This window comes from Burkholderia sp. AU19243, assembly GCF_018148075.1.
In the GTDB taxonomy this organism is placed as follows: Bacteria; Pseudomonadota; Gammaproteobacteria; order Burkholderiales; family Burkholderiaceae; genus Burkholderia; species Burkholderia latens_A.
Genome location: NZ_JAGSTV010000001.1, coordinates 398,194 through 419,763, shown reverse-complemented (window position 1 = coordinate 419,763; position 21,570 = coordinate 398,194). Strand labels below are relative to the sequence as shown.

General features: G+C 67.3%; 14 protein-coding genes. 11 read left to right on the top strand and 3 right to left on the bottom strand.

What is annotated here, in order from left to right; genetic code table 11:
• Positions 1-26: 26 nt before the first annotated feature.
• Positions 27-455, bottom strand: coding sequence for a hypothetical protein (locus KDW55_RS02010; RefSeq protein WP_059544027.1), 429 nt, complete (start codon positions 453-455; stop codon positions 27-29).
• A 191-nt stretch (positions 456-646) separates the two neighbouring features.
• Here KDW55_RS02010 and KDW55_RS02005 point away from each other — a divergent pair, with 191 nt between their 5' ends.
• The 8 genes from KDW55_RS02005 to KDW55_RS01970 all read left to right on the top strand — a co-directional run bounded on the left by KDW55_RS02005 (position 647) and on the right by KDW55_RS01970 (position 14,746).
• On the top strand, positions 647-982 hold the full coding sequence (locus KDW55_RS02005; RefSeq protein ID WP_040143826.1) for a hypothetical protein: 336 nt from the start codon (positions 647-649) through the stop codon (positions 980-982).
• Between the two features lie 265 nt (positions 983-1,247).
• Complete coding sequence (locus KDW55_RS02000; RefSeq protein ID WP_212159865.1) at positions 1,248-2,441, top strand: ammonium transporter; 1,194 nt, start codon at positions 1,248-1,250, stop codon at positions 2,439-2,441.
• Between the two features lie 195 nt (positions 2,442-2,636).
• The gene (locus KDW55_RS01995) at positions 2,637-4,595 is read left to right on the top strand and encodes an alkaline phosphatase PhoX (protein WP_069241154.1); all 1,959 of its coding nucleotides are present in this window, start codon (positions 2,637-2,639) and stop codon (positions 4,593-4,595) included.
• A 640-nt stretch (positions 4,596-5,235) separates the two neighbouring features.
• The gene (locus tag KDW55_RS01990) at positions 5,236-6,060 is read left to right on the top strand and encodes an IclR family transcriptional regulator (RefSeq protein WP_040143823.1); all 825 of its coding nucleotides are present in this window, start codon (positions 5,236-5,238) and stop codon (positions 6,058-6,060) included.
• Positions 6,061-6,302: 242 nt separating this feature from the next.
• On the top strand, positions 6,303-7,676 hold the full coding sequence (locus KDW55_RS01985) for an MdtA/MuxA family multidrug efflux RND transporter periplasmic adaptor subunit (protein ID WP_209821567.1): 1,374 nt from the start codon (positions 6,303-6,305) through the stop codon (positions 7,674-7,676).
• A gap of 15 nt (positions 7,677-7,691) precedes the next feature.
• On the top strand, positions 7,692-10,811 hold the full coding sequence (locus tag KDW55_RS01980; protein WP_040143821.1) for an MdtB/MuxB family multidrug efflux RND transporter permease subunit: 3,120 nt from the start codon (positions 7,692-7,694) through the stop codon (positions 10,809-10,811).
• A 104-nt stretch (positions 10,812-10,915) separates the two neighbouring features.
• The gene (locus KDW55_RS01975) at positions 10,916-14,224 is read left to right on the top strand and encodes an efflux RND transporter permease subunit (RefSeq protein ID WP_040143820.1); all 3,309 of its coding nucleotides are present in this window, start codon (positions 10,916-10,918) and stop codon (positions 14,222-14,224) included.
• A gap of 138 nt (positions 14,225-14,362) precedes the next feature.
• Positions 14,363-14,746 carry a VOC family protein gene (locus KDW55_RS01970; RefSeq protein WP_040143819.1) on the top strand — a complete coding sequence of 128 codons (384 nt, stop codon included), beginning with the start codon at positions 14,363-14,365 and terminating at the stop codon, positions 14,744-14,746.
• A gap of 238 nt (positions 14,747-14,984) precedes the next feature.
• Here the strand turns inward: KDW55_RS01970 and KDW55_RS01965 are convergent, their stop codons facing one another.
• Positions 14,985-16,439, bottom strand: coding sequence for an NYN domain-containing protein (locus KDW55_RS01965; protein ID WP_212197802.1), 1,455 nt, complete (start codon positions 16,437-16,439; stop codon positions 14,985-14,987).
• A gap of 261 nt (positions 16,440-16,700) precedes the next feature.
• Between KDW55_RS01965 and KDW55_RS01960 the strand changes: the two genes are divergently transcribed.
• Positions 16,701-17,327 (top strand): SDR family oxidoreductase, encoded by a 627-nt coding sequence (locus KDW55_RS01960; RefSeq protein WP_040143817.1) that lies wholly within the window; start codon positions 16,701-16,703, stop codon positions 17,325-17,327.
• A gap of 89 nt (positions 17,328-17,416) precedes the next feature.
• Here KDW55_RS01960 and KDW55_RS01955 read toward each other — a convergent pair whose 3' ends face one another.
• On the bottom strand, positions 17,417-17,968 hold the full coding sequence (locus KDW55_RS01955; protein WP_040143816.1) for a peroxiredoxin: 552 nt from the start codon (positions 17,966-17,968) through the stop codon (positions 17,417-17,419).
• A gap of 279 nt (positions 17,969-18,247) precedes the next feature.
• Here KDW55_RS01955 and cdpA point away from each other — a divergent pair, with 279 nt between their 5' ends.
• Positions 18,248-19,987, top strand: coding sequence for a sensor domain-containing phosphodiesterase (gene cdpA / locus KDW55_RS01950; RefSeq protein WP_212148732.1), 1,740 nt, complete (start codon positions 18,248-18,250; stop codon positions 19,985-19,987).
• Between the two features lie 27 nt (positions 19,988-20,014).
• A complete protein-coding gene (locus KDW55_RS01945) occupies positions 20,015-21,535 on the top strand; it encodes an HDOD domain-containing protein (RefSeq protein WP_040143814.1) in 1,521 nt (506 codons plus the stop codon).
• Positions 21,536-21,570: the final 35 nt, after the last annotated feature.

Below are 21,570 nucleotides of genomic sequence, written 5' to 3'. Positions count from 1 at the left end.
ATTTTGCGCATCGCGCAAGCGCCCGATTACTCGCCGCTGGCGGGCTTTGCGCCGGCCGCGTTCTGCTGGCTCCACTGCTGGAGCTTCTTGCCGGCCTCCGCCATCCGCGCGCCCGCTTCGGATGCGGCGTGGGCGACGACAGCCGATGCGGCCGCGTCGAACTGCGCCTGCGCAGCGGATGCGAGGCCGCTCGCCGACAACGGCGGCACGGCCGACGCCGCGGACGCGATGCCGGCCTTCGCGGCATTGATCTGCTGGTTGACCGTGCTCGCCACCTGATCGAGCGCCTTCGCCGCATTGTTGGCGGCATCGGCAGCCGCGCTCGCGGCCGTGTCGGGCTGCGAGGCCGGCGCGCCGGACTTCTCGCAGCCGGCCAGCAACAACACCGCACCGGCGGCCGCAACTGCCAGCACCGCTCCGGACGCGCGACGCGCCCGCCAAGTCTTCATCTTCATCAGCAATCTCCGGCCGTGCGCCGCACGGCCTGAATGGTTGGACCGACGTCGATGATACCGCCTGTGGAACAACGGAAATGACCACTGCCGCTTGAAGATGCACTGCAATTTCGGATTCGTCTGATTCAATCCCGGTCGCGGCGACACTAAAGTGGGCCCTTCAACCCGCTCCGTCTGCTTTCCGCCTCATCATGGCTTTCCTCATCGACTGGTTCATCGCGCTGGCCGCCCTGCTCGCCGCCACGCTCTTCCTGTGTCTTCGCGCGCCGTCCGTGCGGTGCCTGCGCGCGTCGGGCCGTCCGCGCCGCGTCGCCGCCGCGCGCCTGCTCGCGCAAGCCGTGATCGGCTTCTGGACGGCTGCGCTGATCGTCACGCAAGGCATCCTCGGCCCGAGCGGCGACGAGCAGTCGCTCCCCGGCTTCGCCGCACTGGCCTTCGCCGCGCTCGGACTCGTTACCGTCGCCGCATACTGGTGTCTGTGCGCATTGCGGCTGCGCCGGCCGCCGGCGCTGTTCGCGCGCCGCTGACGCGCCGGACCGGTGCATCGCGGCGCACCACCTCGAGCCCCGACGCGCACCATACGCACCAGTTGCGTACGTGTCGCACCATGCGCGTGCAAGGCCCCCACGCCTATTGCGGCAGCATACGTGCCCCGCTTCCGTGCACGCTTCGTCGGGATGCCGCGCCGCACGGCGCTCCGGGCCACCATCCGCACCAATTGAACGCAGTCGTTCACCAACTTGGCCCGATACTTGCATTCCTTGCCCGTTTTTTGCGCAAGGAAGCCCCGGCATGGATGGTCTGAAATCCGGCGTCGATACACTGTTCCTGTTGATCGGCGCCGTCATGGTGCTCGCGATGCACGCGGGCTTTGCATTTCTCGAGCTTGGCACGGTCCGCAAGAAGAACCAGGTCAACGCGCTCGTGAAGATCCTCGTGGACTTCTCGGTGTCGACGCTCGCTTACTTCTTCATCGGCTACACGATCGCGTACGGCGTCGAGTTCTTCGACGACATCGGCACGCTGTCGCAGCACAGCGGCTACGCGCTCGTGCGCTTCTTCTTCCTGCTGACGTTCGCGGCAGCCATCCCGGCGATCGTGTCCGGGGGCATCGCGGAACGCGCGAAATTCAATCCGCAACTCGTCGCGACGCTGATCATCGTCGGCTTCATCTATCCGTTCTTCGAAGGGATTGCGTGGAACGAGCGCTTCGGCGTGCAGGCGTGGCTCACGCACGCGTTCGGCGCGCCGTTCCACGATTTCGCGGGCTCGGTCGTCGTGCACGCGTTCGGCGGCTGGGTCGCGTTGCCGGCCGTGCTGCTGCTCGGCGCGCGCCACGGCCGCTATGCGAAGGACGGCCGGATCGCCGCGCATCCGCCGTCGAACATCCCGTTCCTCGCGCTCGGCGCGTGGGTGCTGGCCGTCGGCTGGTTCGGGTTCAACGTGATGAGCGCGCAGACGCTCGACAAGATCAGCGGCCTCGTCGCGGTGAACTCGCTGATGGCGATGGTCGGCGGCACGCTCGCCGCGTGGATGGCCGGCCGCAACGATCCGGGCTTCACGTACAACGGACCGCTCGCCGGTCTCGTCGCCGTGTGCGCGGGCTCCGACGTGATGCACCCGATCGGTGCGCTCGTCACCGGCGCAGCGGCAGGTGCACTGTTCGTCGCGATGTTCACCTGCGTGCAGAACAGGTGGCGCATCGACGACGTGCTCGGCGTGTGGCCGCTGCACGGGATGTGCGGCGCACTCGGCGGGATCGCGGCCGGCGTGTTCGGCCAGCCCGCACTGGGCGGCCTCGGCGGCGTATCGTTCGCGTCGCAGTTCATCGGCACGCTCGGCGGCATCGTCATCGCGACGGCGGGCGGCGCGCTGGTGTACGGCGCGCTGAAGGCGACCGTCGGCCTGCGGCTCGATCGCGAAGCCGAATTCGACGGCGCCGACCTGTCGATCCACCGGATCTCGGCGACGCCCGAACGCGAGTGAGCATCGCCGCTGCATGCGCCGGGCTTGCGCGAGTCCAGCGTCACGCACGCCGGCGCATCATTACGTTTTCAATTCAAAAAACTTTCATGTAGGGTGCCTACACTTCCGTCCAGTTTTCAACTTGCCTTCGCGAAGCTTGCCGAGCGCCTGCGTGTCGCGAAGGCCATTCTTCCAACATCTGAAACTGGACTCCACATGCCCGCGTTGCCCAATGCTTCCCGTCGTCAGGCCCTGAAGATCCTCGCCGGCGCGCCCATGCTGCCCCTCTCCGGCCTCGCGCTGCCGGCCCTGCTGACGGGCTGCGGCGGTGACGACGGTCCGACCGCTACGACGCCGGCCGCCGCATATACGTCGGCGGCGTTCTCGGCGATGGCCGCGCCGACGCTCGACAATGCGGCCGCGATGGCCACGACGACCGTCGGCTCGACGCTGTCGGTGTCGTTCTCGGACGGCTCGTCGCGCAACTTCAAGCTCGCGTACCGGCCGTTCTTCGTCACGGGCGACATGGTGCCGGACGGCAACGGCGGCACGATCCTGGCCGGCGGCTACTACGACATCAACAACCAGCCGATCATCGACCGTTCGGTCGCGGGCAAGGAGCGCCAGTTCTATTCGGACTGCCCGGACGGCAGTTCGCTGTTGACGCTGAAAAACGCGAACGTGCCCGGCGTGAAGGGCAATACCGTGTTCGCGGTCGTGCAGTTCGAATACACGACGCGCGACCAGGCAAGCGCGTCGCAGTACGGCCAGCTGCCGTCGCCGATCGCGGTGATCACGCTCGACCAGGATCCGTCCAGCGGCGCGCTGAAGGTCGTCAAGTATCACAACGTCGACACGTCGAAAGCGCACGGGCTGTGGATCACCTGCGGCGCGAGCCTGTCGCCGTGGGGCACGCATCTGTCGAGCGAGGAATACGAACCGGACGCGACGAAGGCCGCGACCGACGCGCAGTTCAAGGCGTTCAGCAAGAACACGTTCGGCGACGAGACGAAGGCGAACCCCTACCACTACGGCCATCTGCCGGAGATCACAGTGAACCCGGACGGCACCGGCACGGTGAAGAAGCACTACTGCCTCGGCCGCATCTCGCACGAGCTGATCCAGGTGATGCCGGACCAGCGCACCGTGATGATGGGCGACGATGCGACCAACGGCGGCCTGTTCATGTTCGTCGCCGACAAGGCGGCCGACCTGTCGGCCGGCACGCTGTACGTCGCGAAGTGGACGCAGACGTCGTCCGCCGGCGCGGGTAGCGCGACGCTCACGTGGCTGAAGATCGGCCACGCGACCAGCAACGAGATCGAGACGCTCGCGAACACGCTGAAGGCGTCCGACATCATGGACCTGACGACGACCGACCCGAACGACGCCAGCTACACGAAGATTCACTTCGGCGGCAAGTTCAACTGGATCCGCGTGAAGCCGGGAATGGAAAAGGCGGCAGCATTCCTCGAGACGCATCGCTACGCGGCGCTGATCGGCGGCAGCATGGCGTTCACGAAGCTCGAAGGCACGACGGTCAACGCGAAGGACAAGATCGTCTACACGGCGATGTCGCGGATCGAGACGTCGATGGTCAAGGGCAATACGGTGTCGCGCGACGTCGCGCTGGACAAGAAGATCGCCGCGGGCGCCGTCTACGCGCTGAACCTGAAGGGCGGCCAGCGCGACACGTCGGGCGCCGCGATCGACAGCGAATGGGTGCCGGTGGACATGAGCGCGCCGGCCGCGCTCGTCGGCGAGGATCTCGCCGCGGCGGACGCGCTCGGCAACCTCGCGAACCCGGACAAGATCGCGAACCCCGACAACCTGAAGTTCTCGGAGAAGCTGCGCACGCTGTTCATCGGCGAGGACTCGGGGATGCACGTGAACAACTTCCTGTGGGCGTACAACGTCGACACGAAATCGCTCACACGCGTGCTGTCGTGTCCGGCCGGCGCCGAATCGACGGGCCTGCACGCGGTGGACGAGATCAACGGCTGGACCTACATCATGAGCAACTTCCAGCACGCGGGCGACTGGGAGTCGCCGCTGCACGACAAGGTGAAGCCGACGCTCGATCCGCTCGTGCGCGCAAACTACAAGGACCGATTCGGCGCGAGCGTCGGCTACCTGACGGCCGAGCCGACCAGCATCAAGCTCGCGAAGGCGTAATCGCGTCGCGCGAGCGGCGCGCGCTGCCCGCGTGCCGTCGCCGCGCGTCCGCTGACGGGACGTCCCTGACCGGGCGTCCCTGACCGGGCGTCCCTGACCAGGCACCATCTTCATCACGTTTCATTCGTCGGCGCTCCACGCCGGTTCTTGCGCGATGCCCATCCGGGCGTCGCGCTTTTTTTCGCGCGTGCGCCGCCGACACGGATGCACGCGGCGTACGCGCGCCGGGTCGAAAGAACGGTTTTCAGCGATCGGGGATAATACGGGCCTGACGCGTCCGGGACGGACGGGCAAAAAAAAGCGCCACGGAGACCGTGGCGCTAAAAAAGTTCTAGCCATTCCGAGGGCCGTGCTAGAACCTGAGAGACTGCGCGAAACACCGTTGCCGGTTAAACTCCTGAAACGATGTTTCGAAAACGTGAGACATTCTTTCCGTTTCCGCCCGACAAGTCAAGCGGTATTTGCACCGGTTTCTGCACTTTCCGGCAATGCACATTTGAGCGCTTTCCTAATAAACCAAGGGTGAACCCGTAAAATCTCATCGGATGAACGATTCACCCATGGAACATGCATACTTTGACAATCATCGTACAATATCAACAAAATTGAAATTGCGTTTCGGAAATAGAGAGAAATCCCCGTGTCGACACCTGTAACGCCTCCCGCGCCCCGAGATCGCGAATCGTCGCCCGACGAGATCACCGCACTCGCACGCGGCCTCGCCGTGCTGCGCCGGATCGCGGCCGCCGACGCCCCGGTCAGCAACCGCGAACTGACGGAATTGACGGGCATTCCGAAGCCTACCGTGTCGCGCATCACGGCGACGCTCGTCAGCGCCGGCTTCCTGTTTCAGCTTCCCGACAGCGAGCGCTTCGTGCTGACCGCGTCGGTGCTGGAGCTGAGCCATGGCTTCCTGCGCAATTTCGACATCCGGGCGCGCTCGCGGCCGTTCATGATCGAGCTCGCCGAGCGTACGTCGCTGTCGGTGCATCTCGCGGTGCGCGACCGGCTCGACATGGTCGCGATCGACGTGATCCGCCCGCGCTCCGCCGTGCTGGTCACACGCCTCGAGATCGGCTCGCGGATGGACATCGCGCGCACCGCGGTGGGCCGCGCGTATCTGGCTGCGCTCGAGGACGACGAGCGCCGCACGCTGCTCGACGCGCTGCGCGCCACGGCCGGCGACGACTGGCCGCACGTATCGGCACGGCTGAACCCGGCGCTCGACGATGCGATGCGCGACGGCCACGCGATCGCGGTCGGCGAATGGCGCGAAGGGCTGAACGCGGTCGCGGCCGGTTTCATCGGCCCGTCCGGCCAGCGCTATTCGGTGAACTGCGGCGGCGCGTCGAGCCAGTGCCCGCCCGAGTGGCTGCATGAACACGTCGTGCCCGCGCTGCGCGAATGCATTGCAAAGATTACCCGCGAGATCGGCGGCGCGCCCGCCCGCCGCAGCGCCGTGTAATCGTTTCGTCATCGCACCGTCGCGTTCTGTAACGACCGTAACCCGTTGAAAGATAGACTGCTGGACTGTAACGGGGACGGGACGTAGCATCATGCCCATCGTCGCGCCGCATTCGCGCAGCGCACCGCTCTTTCCCGCGCGAACCGGAAGGGCCGGACCGAGCCGGCCTTCCGAACCGCCTATCCACGCGCCGCTCCAAGCCCGTTTCCCGGCACGCCGCGCCGTCTTCCTGACAGCACACGATGGACAACCAACAAAAGCCCACGCCCCCTTCGAAGGACCCTGCTTCGCCCGCACCGCGCCGCCCGCGCCGAACGCTGGCGCTCGGTACGCTCGCGGTCGTCGTCATCGGCGGCCTGCTGTGGTGGCATCCGTGGAACCGTACGCCCGCGGGCACGCCCGCCGCAGGCAGCGGCGCATCGGCCGCAAGCGCCGGCGGCGGCCATCGCGGCCGTGGCGGCCCCGCCGCGATGGCGAACGTTCCACAACCCGTGTCGGTCGCGACCGCGACGCAAGGCGAGATGCCGATCGTGCTGTCGGCGCTGGGCACCGTGACGCCGCTCGCGAGCGTGACGGTCAAGACGCAGCTATCGGGCTATCTGCAGTCGGTCGCGTTCCAGGAAGGCCAGATCGTGAAGAAAGGCGACCTGCTCGCGCAGATCGACCCGCGCCCGTATCAGGTCGCGCTGGCAAACGCCGAAGGCACGCATGCGCGAGACGCGGCGCTGCTCGCAACGGCCCGCATCGACCTGAAGCGCTACCAGACGCTGCTCGCGCAGGATTCGATTGCGTCGCAGACGGTCGACACGCAGGCGTCGCTCGTCAAGCAATACGAAGGGACGGTGAAGACCGACCAGGCGGCGATCGATTCCGCGAAACTCAATCTCGCGTACGCGCGCATCACGGCGCCGGTGTCGGGCCGCGTCGGCCTGCGCCAGGTCGATCCCGGCAACTACGTGACGCCGGGCGACACGAACGGCATCGTCGTGATCACGCAATTGCAGCCGATGAGCGTGATCTTTACGACATCGGAAGACAACCTGCCGCAGATCGTCAAACAGGTGAACGCCGGCCAGAAGCTGTCGGTCACCGCGTACAACCGCAACAACACCGTGCCGCTCGAAACGGGGACGCTCGAAACGCTCGACAACCAGATCGATACGAGCACCGGCACGATCAAGCTGCGCGCAACGTTCGCGAACAAGGACGGGCTGCTGTTCCCGAATCAGTTCGTGAACACGCGGCTGCTCGTCGACGTGATGCGCAATGCGACGATCGTGCCGACGTCCGCGGTGCTGACCGGCTCGATCGGACAGTTCGTCTACATCGTGAAACCCGACAACACGGTGACGGTGCGCAAGGTCAAGGTCGGCCCGGTCGACGGCGAGCGCACGAGCATCGTCAGCGGCGTCGCGCTCGGCGAGCGCGTAGTCACCGATGGCTCCGACCGGCTGCGCGAAGGCTCGAAGATCACGATTCCCGCCGACAAGCCGAGCGGCGCATCGGGCGCACGCGGCGGCGCCGCGCCGGGCGCATCCGGCGCATCGGCCGCGGCCGGCCATCGCGGCGGGCACAGGCACGGCGCGTCGCAGGCAGCGGCCGCCGCGGCCCAGTAACGCGCGGGCCGCTCGATGAATCCGTCCCGTCTCTTCATTCTCCGGCCGGTCGGCACCGCCCTGCTGATGGCGGCGATCATGCTGGCCGGTCTCGTCGCACTGCGCTTCCTGCCGCTCGCCGCGCTGCCCGAGGTCGACTACCCGACGATCCAGGTCCAGACCTTCTATCCGGGCGCGAGCCCGGAGGTGATGACGTCGGCGGTCACCGCGCCGCTCGAGCGCCAGTTCGGCCAGATGCCGTCGCTGAACCAGATGTCGTCGCAGAGCTCGGCCGGTGCATCGGTGATCACGCTGCAGTTCTCGCTCGACCTGCCGCTCGACATCGCCGAACAGGAAGTGCAGGCCGCGATCAACGCGGCCGGCAACCTGCTGCCGTCCGACCTGCCGGCCCCGCCGATCTACGCGAAGGTGAACCCCGCCGACGCGCCGGTGCTCACGCTCGCAATCACGTCGAAGACGCTGCCGCTCACGCAGGTGCAGGACCTGACCGACACGCGCCTCGCAATGAAGATCTCGCAGATCGCGGGCGTCGGCCTCGTCAGCCTGTCGGGCGGCAACCGGCCGGCCGTGCGGATCCAGGCTAACCCGACCGCGCTTGCACAGTACGGGATGAACCTCGACGACCTGCGCACGACGATCTCGAACCTGAACGTGAACACGCCGAAGGGCAACTTCGACGGCCCGACGCGCGCATACACGATCAACGCGAACGATCAGCTCACGAGCGCCGACCAGTACAACGATGCGGTCGTCGCGTACAAGAGCGGCCGCCCGGTGATGCTGACCGACGTCGCGAAGATCGTCGCCGGCTCGGAGAACACCAAGCTCGGCGCGTGGGTCAATTCGGAGCCCGCAATCATCCTGAACGTACAGCGCCAGCCGGGCGCGAACGTGATCGCGACCGTCGACGCGATCAAGGCGCAGTTGCCGAAGCTGCAAGAGACGCTGCCCGCCGCGCTCGACGTGGAGATCGTCACCGACCGCACGACGATGATCCGCGCGGCCGTGCGCGACGTGCAGTTCGAGCTGCTGCTCGCGGTTGCACTCGTCGTGCTGGTGATGTACCTGTTCCTCGCGAACGTGTACGCGACGATCATCCCGAGCCTGTCGGTGCCGCTGTCGCTGATCGGCACGCTGGCCGTGATGTACATGGCCGGCTTCTCGCTGAACAACCTGTCGCTGATGGCGCTCACCATTGCGACCGGCTTCGTCGTCGACGATGCAATCGTGATGATCGAGAACATCGCGCGCTACGTCGAGGAAGGCGACACGGGCCTCGAGGCCGCGCTGAAGGGATCCCGGCAGATCGGCTTCACGATCATCTCGCTGACGGTCTCGCTGATCGCGGTGCTGATCCCGCTGCTGTTCATGGGCGACGTGGTCGGCCGGCTCTTCCACGAATTCGCGATCACGCTCGCGGTGACGATCGTGATCTCGGCGATCGTGTCGCTCACGCTCGTGCCGATGATGTGCGCGAAGCTGCTGCGCCATTCGCCGCCGCCCGAAAGCCACCGCTTCGAGGCCCGGGTGCACCGTGCGATCGACTGGGTGATCGCACGCTACGCGGTCGCGCTCGAATGGGTGCTGAACCGCCAGCGCTCGACGCTCGTCGTCGCGCTGCTCACGCTCGCGCTGACCGCCCTGCTCTACGTGTTCGTGCCGAAGGGCTTTTTCCCCGCGCAGGACACCGGCGTGATCCAGGCGATCACGCAGGCGCCGCAGTCGATCTCGTACGGCGCGATGGCAGAACGCCAGCAGGCGCTCGCGGCCGAGATCCTGAAGGATCCGAACGTCGACAGCCTCACGTCGTTCATCGGCGTCGACGGCAGCAACATCACGCTGAACAGCGGCCGGATGCTGATCAACCTGAAGCCGCGCGACGACCGCACCGAAACCGCCGCGCAAATCATCCGCGGACTCCAGCAGCGCGTCGCGAACGTGACCGGCATCACGCTGTTCATGCAGTCGGTGCAGGACCTGACGATCGACTCGACCGTGAGCCCGACGCAGTACCAGTTCATGCTGACGAGCCCGAATCCGGACGAGTTCGCGACCTGGGTGCCGAAGCTCGTCGCGCGGCTTCAGAAAGAGCCGTCGCTCGCCGACGTCGCGACCGACCTGCAGAGCAACGGCCAATCGGTGTACATCGAGATCGATCGCGCGAGCGCCGCGCGCTTCGGCATCACGCCGGCGACCGTCGACAACGCGCTGTACGACGCGTTCGGCCAGCGCATCGTGTCGACCATCTTCACGCAGTCGAACCAGTACCGCGTGATTCTCGAGTCGGAGCCGAAGGAGCAGCATTACGCGCAATCGCTGAACGACATCTACCTGCCGTCCGCCGGCGGCGGCCAGGTGCCGCTGTCGTCGATCGCGTCGTTCCACGAACGGCCGTCGCCGTTGCTCATTTCTCACCTGTCGCAGTTCCCGTCCACGACGATTTCCTTCAACCTCGCACCGGGCGCGTCGCTCGGCGAAGCGGTGAAGGCGATCGGCGCGGCCGAGAAGGACGTCGGCCTGCCCGGCTCGTTCCAGACGCGCTTCCAGGGCGCGGCGCTCGCGTTCCAGGCGTCGCTGTCGAACCAGCTGTTCCTGATCCTCGCGGCGGTCGTCACGATGTACATCGTGCTCGGCGTGCTGTACGAGAGCTACATCCACCCGATCACGATCCTGTCGACGCTGCCGTCGGCCGGCGTCGGCGCGCTGCTCGCGCTGATGATCACCGGACACGATCTCGACATCATCGGGATCATCGGGATCGTGTTGCTGATCGGCATCGTGAAGAAAAATGCGATCATGATGATCGACTTCGCGCTCGAGGCCGAGCGCGTCGAAGGCAAGCCGCCGCGCGACGCGATCTATCAGGCGTGCCTGCTGCGCTTCCGGCCGATCCTGATGACGACGCTCGCCGCACTGCTCGGCGCAGTGCCGCTGATCGTCGGCTCGGGCGCCGGTTCCGAGCTGCGCCAGCCGCTCGGGATCGCGATCGCGGGCGGCCTCATCGTGTCGCAAGTGCTGACGCTGTTCACGACGCCGGTGATCTACCTCGGCTTCGACCGCCTCGCGCGCCGCGCGCGCGGCTGGTTCGAGCGGCACGGCCCCGGCCGCGACGCAGGCAAGCAAACGGGCGCATAAATGACACAACCCCCACGCTCACTTCGTTCGCGTGGGGGGGCGCAGCCCCCCCATCTTCCGAAAACGCATCCGTCGGAACACGCGGCGGCCCGGCGAGTGCCGACATGAACCTGTCGCGCCCCTTCATCACCCGCCCCGTCGCGACGACGCTGCTCGCGCTCGGCGTCGCGCTCGCGGGCCTGTTCGCGTTCATCAGGCTGCCGGTGTCGCCGCTGCCGCAGGTCGACTTCCCGACCATCTCGGTCCAGGCGTCGCTGCCCGGCGCGAGCCCGGAGACCGTCGCGACCAGCGTGACGAGCCCGCTCGAGCGGCACCTCGGCTCGATCGCCGACGTCAGCGAAATGACGTCGACGAGCACTGTCGGCAACGCGCGGATCATCCTGCAGTTCGGGCTGAACCGCGACATCGACGGCGCCGCGCGCGACGTGCAGGCCGCGATCAACGCGGCGCGCGCCGACCTGCCCGCGTCGCTGAAGAGCAACCCGACGTACCGCAAGGTGAACCCGGCCGATTCGCCGATCATGGTCGTGTCGCTCACGTCGGAAACCGCTTCGCCCGCAAAGGTCTACGACGCCGCGTCGACCGTGCTGCAGCAGTCGCTGTCGCAGATCGACGGAATCGGCCAGGTGACGGTCAGCGGCTCCGCGAACCCGGCCGTGCGCGTCGAACTCGAGCCGCATGCGCTGTTCCACTACGGGATCGGCCTCGAGGACGTGCGCGCGGCGCTCGCGTCCGCGAACGCGAACAGCCCGAAAGGCGCGATCGAGTTCGGCCCGAAGCGCTACCAGCTCTATACGAACGACCAGGCGTCGAAGGCGTCGCAGTACGCGGATCTCGTCGTCGCGTACCGCAACGGCGCGGCCGTGCGGCTGTCCGATCTGTCGGAGGTCGTCGACGGCGTCGAAGATCTGCGCAACCTCGGCCTGTCGAACGGCAAGCGCGCGGTGCTCGTGATCCTCTACCGCTCGCCTGGCGCAAACATCATCGAGACGATCGACCGCGTGCGCGCGGCGCTGCCGCAGCTTACCGCGTCGCTGCCGGCCGACATCACGGTCACGCCGGTGCTCGACCGTTCGACCACGATCCGCGCATCGCTGAAGGACACCGAGCACACGCTGCTGATCGCGGTCAGCCTCGTCGTGATGGTCGTGTTCCTGTTCCTGCGCAACTGGCGCGCGACGCTGATTCCGAGCGTCGCGGTGCCGATCTCGATCGTCGGCACGTTCGGCGCGATGTACCTGCTCGGCTTCTCGATCGACAACCTGTCGCTGATGGCACTGATCGTCGCGACCGGCTTCGTCGTCGACGATGCAATCGTCGTGCTCGAAAACATCACGCGCCACATCGAGAACGGCAAGCCGCGGCTGCAGGCCGCCTTCGACGGTGCGCGCGAAGTCGGCTTCACGGTGCTGTCGATGAGCATCTCGCTCGTCGCAGTGTTCCTGCCGATCCTGCTGATGGGCGGGATCGTCGGGCGGCTGTTCCGCGAATTCGCGCTGACGCTGTCGCTTGCGATCGGCGTGTCGCTCGCGGTGTCGCTCACCGTGACGCCGATGATGTGCGCGCGGCTGCTGCGCGAGCCGCACGACGCGCACGAGGAGGGCCGCTTCGGCCGCTTCCTCGAGCGTTTCTTCACGCGGATGCAGCGCGGCTACGAGCGCTCGCTGTCGTGGGCGCTGCGCCGGCCGATGCTGGTGCTGCTGATCCTGTTTGCCACGATCGGGCTGAACGTGTACCTGTACGTCATCGTGCCGAAGGGCTTCTTCCCGCAGCAGGACACGGGGCTGATGATCGGCGGCATCCAGGCGGACCAGTCGACGTCGTTCCAGGCGATGAAACTGAAGTTCGCCGAGATGATGCGGATCGTGCAGGCCAACCCGAACGTGAAGAGCGTCGCGGGTTTCACCGGCGGCACGCAAACCAACTCCGGCTTCATGTTCGTCACGCTGAAGGATCGCACCGAGCGCAAGCTGTCGGCGGACCAGGTGATCCAGCAGTTGCGCAAGCCGCTGTCGGACGTCGCGGGCGCGCGCACGTTCCTGCAGGCTGCGCAGGACATCCGCGTCGGCGGCCGGCAGAGCAGCGCGCAGTATCAGTTCACGCTGCTCGGCGACTCGAGCGCCGAGCTGTACAAGTGGGGGCCGCTGTTGACGGAAGCGCTGCAAAAGCGCCCCGAGCTGACCGACGTGAACTCCGACCAGCAGCAAGGCGGCCTCGAGGCGATGGTGACGATCGACCGCGCGACCGCAGCCCGCCTCGGCATCAAGCCCGCGCAAATCGACAACACGCTGTACGACGCGTTCGGCCAGCGCCAGGTCTCGACGATCTACAACCCGCTGAACCAGTACCACGTCGTGATGGAAGTCGCGCCCAAGTACTGGCAGAGCCCGGAGATGCTGAACCAGGTGTGGATCAGCACGTCGGGCGGCAGCGCGAACGGCTCGCAAACCACCAATGCGGCGGCCGGCACCTTCGTCGCCACGTCGGCCGGCACGTCGAGCGCGGGCACGGCCGCCACCAGCGCCGCGGCGATCGCGTCCGATTCCGCGCGCAACCAGGCGCTGAACTCGATCGCGTCGAGCGGCAAGTCGAGCGCGTCGTCGGGCGCGGCAGTGTCGACGTCGAAGTCGACGATGATCCCGTTGTCCGCGATCGCGACCTTCGGCCCGAGCACGACGCCGCTGTCGGTGAACCACCAGGGGCTGTTCGTCGCGACGACGATCTCGTTCAACCTGCCGCCGGGCGTGTCGCTGTCGCAGGCGACCCAGGTGATCTACCAGACGATGGCGCAGATCGGCGTGCCGCCGACGATCGTCGGCAGTTTCCAAGGCACCGCGCAGGCGTTCCAGCAGTCGCTGAACAACCAGCCGATCCTGATCCTCGCGGCGCTGCTGGCCGTCTATATCGTGCTCGGGATCCTGTACGAAAGCTACATCCATCCGATCACGATCCTGTCGACGCTGCCGTCGGCCGGCGTCGGCGCGCTGCTCGCGCTGCTGCTGTTCAAGACCGAGTTCAGCATCATCGCGCTGATCGGCGTGATCCTGCTGATCGGTATCGTGAAGAAGAACGCGATCATGATGGTCGATTTTGCGATCGACCAGACGCGCAACAGCCACAAATCGTCGTTCGACGCGATCCACGAGGCGTGCCTGCTGCGCTTCCGCCCGATCATGATGACGACGATGGCGGCGCTGCTCGGCGCGCTGCCGCTCGCGTTCGGCCATGGCGACGGCGCCGAGCTGCGCGCGCCGCTCGGGATCGCAATCGCCGGCGGCCTGATCATGTCGCAGGTGCTGACGCTCTATACGACGCCGGTCGTCTATCTGTACATGGACCGGTTGCGCGTGTGGAGCGAAAAGCGCCGAAACCGCCGCGGCAATTCCGGCGGACCGGCGGTGGCGGGCGAGTAAGGGCGTCACGAGCGGCCTGACCAGGCGCGGGAATGTGCAAGCGGCCGTCCGACGCGACCGCTTGCGTCCTTGCGCAGCCGCCGCGATCAACTATCGTATGTCGATGTCCATTCTTGCGCCCGCGCGCGGGAAACCGCCATGAACGTCCAGCTCAACCATACGATCGTCTGGTGCCGCGACAAGCACGCGTCGAGCCGTTTTCTTGTCGAGCTTCTGGAACTGCCGCCGCCCGCGCCATTCGGCGCGATGCTGGTCGTTCGGCTCGACAACGGCGTTTCGCTGGATTTCTACGAGAAAGGGGGAGACATCACCGCGCAGCACTACGCGTTCCTGATCGACGAAACCGCCTTCGATCGCGTGTACGCGCGCATTCGCGAACGCGAGCTCCCGCACTGGGCGGATCCGGCGAAGCGGCAGCCCGGCGAGATCTACCGCCACAACGGCGGGCGCGGCGTGTACTTCGACGATCCGGACGGACACTTCCTCGAAGTGATGACGCAGCCGTACGCGCTGAACGGGTGACGACGCGCGCCGGCCGGCGTCGAACCTGCGCCGGCCGGCACGCACCTGGCGGCTGACGAGAGCGTGCGGTGACGCTCGCGCTCCGGCGCGTCACGCCGGTGGTGCGAATGTGCATGGCACGAAGTCAGCGGCGCCGCGGACCAGCGCGGCGCCCGCTGCGATCGAAAGGACGCTGGCCAGTGTGATGACGTGAACGCCGCTGGCGACGTCGGGCGGACGCCGCCCCGGCGCGCGGACCTTACTCGGTGGCGGCAGCCGTCTTGCGTGGGCGGCGCGCGCGGGTCGCCGTCTTGCGGGCCGGCTTCTTCGGCTTGGCGTCGATTGCGGGTTCGCTCGCTGCTTCGCCGGCGGATTCGGCTACCGGTGCTGCAGGGGCCGCGTCGGCCGCCTGCTGCGCGCCAGCCGCCGGTTCCGCGCCGCGCCGATCGTCCCGATGGTCCGCATCGCGATGCGTCGCCTCCACATGCTGGGCTGGCGCGTGCGGATCGTCGCCGTGCTTCGACCCGCCGTGCGCGCTGTCGTCAGGCTTGGCCGCCGCCTGGCGGCCGCTCTTCGCGTCGCCGCCCTTCTTCGCGCCGGCCTTCTTCGCCGCGCTCTTGCGCGCGCGCTTGCGGCCGTCCTTTGCGTCGCCGTGCGGCTCGTTCGCTTCGACCGCGTCCGCCGTGGCTGCCGGCACTTCGCTCGCGACGCCAACGTCCACGGCGACGGCCTCTTCTACCTCGGCCTGCACCGTTTCCTCCGCGGCCGTTTCGGCACGCTTTCCGCGATGGCGCGACTCGCGCTCCGCGTGGGCGGCTTCCGCGTGACGTGCGCCGTGCCCGTGTTGCACGGCCGCGGCGTCGCGTGCCGCTGCCACAGGCTCGGTCACGGCCGGCTGCCGCGGTCGCGACACGAACGCGCCCGACTTGTCGTCGCGCCCCACTTCGAGCAGGCCGCGCGCCTGCGCTTCGTCGAGCAGGTTGCCGAACGCGCGAAAACCGTAATACGACTCGTTGAAATCCGGCTTGCGGCGCTTGATCGCGCTCTTGAGCACCGACGCCCAGATCTTGCCGACGTCGTCGCGCTCGGATGCCAGCGCGTCGAACGTCTCGACCGCGAGGGCAATCGCCTCGCTGCGCCGCGCCTCGAGTTCAGGCTTGCGCGACGGCTCGTCGGCGCGCTTCGCGCCGCCGTTGCCGGTGCGCTGCTGTTCGCGCTTCGCGAGCGCGCGCTGCTGCTCGCGCACCAGGTCGTCGTAGAAAATGAATTCGTCGCAGTTCGCGACCAGCAGGTCCGACGTCGACTGTTTCACGCCGACGCCGATCACCTTCTTCGCGTTCTCACGCAGCTTCGACACGAGCGGCGAAAAATCCGAATCGCCGCTGATGATCACGAACGTGTCGACGTGCGACTTCGTGTAGCAGAGATCGAGCGCGTCGACGACGAGCCGGATGTCGGCGGAATTCTTGCCCGACTGACGCACGTGCGGAATCTCAATCAGCTCGAAGCTCGCTTCGTGCATCGCCGCCTTGAAGCCCTTGTAGCGATCCCAGTCGCAATAGGCCTTCTTCACGACGATGCTGCCCTTCAGCAGCAGCCGCTCGAGCACGGGCTTGATGTCGAATTTCTCGTACTTCGCGTCACGTACGCCGAGCGCGACGTTCTCGAAGTCGCAGAACACGGCCATGCTGACGTTGTCCAGGGGTAATGCCATGTGTACTCCAACCGGTTGGCCGCCGCGTTGTATTGCGTAGCGGCGAAAAATGCATCGCGCACATGATAGCCGGTCGGCGCAGCGATCCCGCAATCGGCGCATGCGACGGCGCGGCCGGCGGGGCGCCGCGCCGCGTGGCAGCGAGCGCGCAGTGGTATCGCCCCAATTACCCGCGCGCCGTCGGCCCAAATCGACATACACTTGAGTATCGGTCGTCCGTCCCTATCTGGATGGATGACGCATCGAGCGAGGAGCGGTTTCATGACGACGAAGGTACTGCTGATTGGCGCGACCGGCCGCACGGGCCAGGCCTGCGCGGATCTGCTGCTCAAGCAGCCGGAATTCGAGGTCACTGCGCTGGTGCGCCGGCACGGCTATACGCTGCCGGGCGCAAAGGTCGTCGAGGCCGATCTGACGGGCGATTTCTCGCACGCGTTCCAGGGCGTCACGCACGTGATCTACGCGGCCGGCTCGGCCGAATCGGAAGGCGCGACCGAAGAGGAGCAGATCGACCGCGACGCGGTCGCGCGCGCGGCCGAGCATGCGCTCGCGTACAACGTGCAGAAGCTGGTCGTGATCAGCTCGCTGACCGCTTACTGGCCGGAACGCAGCGGCGCACTGCGCCATTATTCGCAGATGAAGCGCGATGGCGACGAGCGCGTGATCGCGTCGGGCATCGATTACGTGATCCTGCGCCCCGGCCCGCTCGCGGACGGCCCGGGCGTCGGCAAGATCGCGCTGACCGAGGAGCGGCTCGACGCGGCGCCGCCGGTGTCGCGCCAGGATGTCGCGTGGGCCGCGATCGAGGCGATCAAGCTCGGCATTTCCCGCAAGGTCATCGGCTTCGTCGGCGGCAGCGTGCCGATCGAACAGGCGTTGCGCGCATGACCGATGCGCGCGGCTATCGCGGCCGCGCGTTTCGTCGTGCCGGCGGCCCGCGATGCGGGCCGCTTTACTATAGGCTTACTGCTCGCGACTCACGGCTTCGGATGCGCGTCGGCCCACGCCTTCACCGCGGCGAGCGTGTTCTCGACGTGCTTGTCCGGCGACAGGCTCGTGTATTCGTACAACACCTTCCCTTCCGGCGAAATTACGTACGACACGCGGTTCGCGCGATCGAGCGCGGGCAGCTTCGCGTCGTATTCGCGGATGATCTTCGCGTCCGGATCGGCCGCGACCGGGAACTTGCTGCGGCACTCGCTCACCGAGAACTTCGTCAGCGTATCGATGTTGTCGGCCGATACGCCGATCACCGTCGCCCCGTAAGCCTTGTAACGATCGACCGCATCCGCGAACGCATGCGCCTCGATCGTGCAGCCCTTCGTGAACGCGGCCGGATAGAAATACAGCACCACCGGCCCGTGCTTCAGCGCATCGGCGAGCGAGTACGTGTAGGTCTTGCCGCCCAGCGACGCCTGCGTCGTGAACCGGGGCGCCGGATCGCCCGGCTTCAGTTGCGCCTGTGCAACCACTGCATGACCGGCAACCAGCAGCGCCGCCGCGGCGCCCGCCCATAGTTTTCGCTTCATCTGCGTCCTCGTTTCTTATAAAGTCAGCCCGAAGTAGGCCACACCGGCGTTCGCGTGTCGAACACCGGGATGCATGACCGGCCGGCGGCAGCGCCCCACGTTGCCGCCGACCGGTTAAAGATTCCGCGCAAGCTGCCGTTAATCTTTCCGGACAACCGGTTCCAGCCCTAATCGTCAGCGAGAAACATGGAAGCCAACAGGAAACAGACGCCACGCAAGGGCTCCTGGCGCAGCGCCTTGCATACGCTGCGCCGCTTCGCCTGGTCAGGCGGCGCGCTGATGCCTGCGCGCGCCGGCGCGCCGCGTCGCGACGATACCGTGCGGAACTGGCTGGAACAGACGGTCGGCACGGTGGACTTCCTCGCGCACGTCGACCGCGAGCTGCGCTTCCTGTACGTATCCGATGCGAGCCTGCGCTTCATCGGCTACCACCGCGACTACCTGCACACGCTGACGCTGCGCGACCTGATCGCGGAACAGGATACCGCGGCGCTCGAAGGCCTGCTTGCACGCGCCGCGCGCTCGGGTCAGGTCGAGAAGGCGACGCTGTGCATCGTCAAGTCGCTCACGTACCCGCTCGATGTCGAAATCCGTGCGTTCAAGAGCCGCCACCACGGCGTCGACGGCTTCGCGATCGCCGCGTTCGACGTATCCGCGTGGCGCGCGCTCGAGGCGCGGCTCACGTACGAGATGCACCACGATCCGATGACGGGGCTCGACAACCTGTCCGCGCTTGTGCCCGCGCTGATGCGTGCGCAGCAGGCCGCCGACGCGGCCGGCACCTGCGCCGCGCTGCTGCTGCTCGACCTCGACGACTACCAGCGCATCAATCGCGCGCTTGGCTACGACGCCGGCGATGCGCTGCTGCGCCAGACCGCGCAGCGGCTGCAGGCGCTGGTTACGTCCGACGAGCAGCTCGCGCGTGTCGCGAGCGACAAGTTCGCGATCGTGTTCACCGCCCCCGACCGCGCGCGCGCCAGCGACGCCGCCGACGCACTCGCGCGCAGGCTGCAGGCCGCCGTGCGCGAACCTTACGTGTACCAGGGGCAGACCGTCCATTTGTCCGCGAGCATCGGCATCGCGCTGTACCCGGACGAACGCGCGGCGCCGCACCGCGCTCAGCATCACAGCCCGCTGCTGCGTCGCGCCGACCATGCGCTCGCGCAGGCGAAGGCGTCGGGCGGCAATGCGCTCGCGTTTCATGCGCCGGTCGACGATCCGGCCGACGCCGAACGGCTCAAGCTCGAGGCCGACCTGTACGACGGCGTGCGCAACGGCGAGTTTTCGCTGCACTTCCAGCCGATCACGCGCAGCCAGTCGGGTGCGGTGGTCGGCGTCGAGGCACTGATCCGCTGGCGTCATCCGGTGCACGGGCTCGTTCCGCCGGCCACTTTCATACCGCTCGCCGAATCGATCGGCTTGATCAACTACCTCGGCAACTGGGTGCTCAAGGCCGCGTGCATGCAGCTCGTCGCGTGGGACAGCCAGGGGCTCGCGCTGCAGTACGTGGCCGTCAACGTGTCGCCGCAGCAGTTTCGCGACCCGCGCTTCACGCAGAGCGTGCGCGAGGCGATCGCGCTGACGGGCATCGACCCGCGCCGCATCGTGCTCGAAATCACCGAAAGCCTGCTGATGCATGATCCCGCGCAAGCCAAGGCGCTGCTCGAGGAATTGACCGAGCTCGGCATCCGTTTCGCGATCGACGATTTCGGCACCGGCTATTCGAGCCTCGCTTATCTGCAGCGCTTCCCGCTCGCGAAGCTGAAGATCGATCGCAGCTTCGTCGAGAATCTGCTGACGTCGCGCAACGACCGCGCGATCGTATCGGCCGTGGTCGGCCTCGCGCAGACGCTCGACCTCGAGCTCGTCGCGGAAGGCGTCGAGACGGAAGCGCAACGCGAGCTACTGACGGAGATGGGCTGCAATCACATCCAGGGCTGGCTCGTCTGCCAGGCGCTGCCTTCCGAAGAGCTCGCACGGCGCTTCGAAGCGCAGCAACTGCGCCTGCACGCCGCCTGACGCGCACGGCGAACCGGACGAATCCGTATGTCAATCACCGCACACCTGCCCCGCACGGCGCTGCTCGACAAGCTGTGGGCCCGGATGAACGAACGGGGCGACTTCCCGCTGCTGTCGGAATCGCTGCGCGCAACGATGGCCGCGATGAAGAACGACGATCTCGACTTCACCGCGCTCGTGCGCGTCGTGCTGTCCGATTTCGCGCTCACGCAGAAAGTGCTGCGGCTCGCGAATTCCGCGATGTACATGGCGTTCGGCGGCAACATCACGACGGTCACGCGCGCGCTGATGGTGCTCGGCATGGACACCGTCGGCCATCTCGTCGTCGGGCTGAAGCTGGTCGACCATTTCCACCAGAGCACGCCGCGCCGCATCGACGCGAAACTGGAGCTGAATCGCGCGCTGCTGTCCGGCTGCGTCGCGCGCAAGCTGACCGAGCACGCGGAGCTGCGCGGCGGTGAGGAAGCCGTCGTTTGCACGCTGATGCGCCAGGTCGGCAAGCTGCTCGTCGTCTGTTATCTCGACAGCGAATGGGACCGGATCCGCCGCCGCGCAGCCGAGCTGGACGGCGACGATGCGGCCGCGTGCGTCGACGTGCTGGGCGTCAGCTTCGAAGAGATCGGTGTCGAGGCCGCCGCGAGCTGGCGGCTGCCGGACGTGATCCGCGCGGGGATGTCGGACGGCAACGACCGCCGGGCGGACGCTGGCGGCGCGGACGACGACGACGATCGCGACGATCCCCGGCGGCCGCGTGACGCACACGCCGACGACAGCTCCGAGCGAGTGCACTGGCTGCGTGCCGTGAGCCGCTGCTCGACCGATGTCGCGGGCGCGCTGACGATGCCGGAGAGCCCGCAGCGCGACGCGCACATCGCGGCGCTCGCACAGCATTACGGCGCGGAGCTGGAGATCGAGGCCGACGAACTGGTCGAAATCGCGAATCGGCTCGCACGCGAGGAAGCCAGCGACACCGTGATGCGCGAGATCGTCGAACTGCGCGCGAACGCGGACGCGATCGCGCGCGCGCAGACCGAACCCGAGGCGTGCCTCGAAGCCGGCCTCGCCGACCTGCGCGCGCTGCCGTCCGAGCACGTGCTGACACCGGTGCTCGCGCTTGCGTCGGAGAGCCTGCTCGCGGGCCTCGCGTTCACGCGTACCGTGATGTTCGTGCGCCGCGGCGACGGCACGTTCGCCGCGCGTCTCGGCTTCGGGCCGGACGTCGACGCGGCGCTCGACCGGCTCGCGTTCGACGAGCGCTTCGAGCCGGACGTGTTCCATCTCGCGATCACGAACTCGGTCGGCATTTTCATCGAGCAGGCGCAGGACCCGAAGATGGTCAAACGGCTGCCCGCGTGGTATCTCGAAGCGCTGCCCGATACGCGCGCGTTCGTGCTGCTGCCGGTGCGGGCAGGCACGTCGACCGTCGCGCTGCTGTACGGCGACTGGGCCGGCGCGCAGCCCGCGCGCAAGATCACGCAGCAGGAGATGAGCGTGCTCAACGAACTCGCGCGCGAACTCGGACGGTTCTTCCCCGCGCAACCGGCGTAATGCGCGTGGCGGCCCGCCCGCCGGCCGGCGCACGC

Coding starts and splice junctions, on each gene's coding strand:
- KDW55_RS02010 (WP_059544027.1), bottom strand. CDS start 455: ATGAAGATGAAGACTTGGCGGGCGCGTCGCGCGTCCGGAGCGGTGCTG.
- KDW55_RS02005 (WP_040143826.1), top strand. CDS start 647: ATGGCTTTCCTCATCGACTGGTTCATCGCGCTGGCCGCCCTGCTCGCC.
- KDW55_RS02000 (WP_212159865.1), top strand. CDS start 1,248: ATGGATGGTCTGAAATCCGGCGTCGATACACTGTTCCTGTTGATCGGC.
- KDW55_RS01995 (WP_069241154.1), top strand. CDS start 2,637: ATGCCCGCGTTGCCCAATGCTTCCCGTCGTCAGGCCCTGAAGATCCTC.
- KDW55_RS01985 (WP_209821567.1), top strand. CDS start 6,303: ATGGACAACCAACAAAAGCCCACGCCCCCTTCGAAGGACCCTGCTTCG.
- KDW55_RS01980 (WP_040143821.1), top strand. CDS start 7,692: ATGAATCCGTCCCGTCTCTTCATTCTCCGGCCGGTCGGCACCGCCCTG.
- KDW55_RS01975 (WP_040143820.1), top strand. CDS start 10,916: ATGAACCTGTCGCGCCCCTTCATCACCCGCCCCGTCGCGACGACGCTG.
- KDW55_RS01970 (WP_040143819.1), top strand. CDS start 14,363: ATGAACGTCCAGCTCAACCATACGATCGTCTGGTGCCGCGACAAGCAC.
- KDW55_RS01965 (WP_212197802.1), bottom strand. CDS start 16,439: ATGGCATTACCCCTGGACAACGTCAGCATGGCCGTGTTCTGCGACTTC.
- KDW55_RS01960 (WP_040143817.1), top strand. CDS start 16,701: ATGACGACGAAGGTACTGCTGATTGGCGCGACCGGCCGCACGGGCCAG.
- KDW55_RS01955 (WP_040143816.1), bottom strand. CDS start 17,968: ATGAAGCGAAAACTATGGGCGGGCGCCGCGGCGGCGCTGCTGGTTGCC.
- cdpA (WP_212148732.1), top strand. CDS start 18,248: ATGCCTGCGCGCGCCGGCGCGCCGCGTCGCGACGATACCGTGCGGAAC.
- KDW55_RS01945 (WP_040143814.1), top strand. CDS start 20,015: ATGTCAATCACCGCACACCTGCCCCGCACGGCGCTGCTCGACAAGCTG.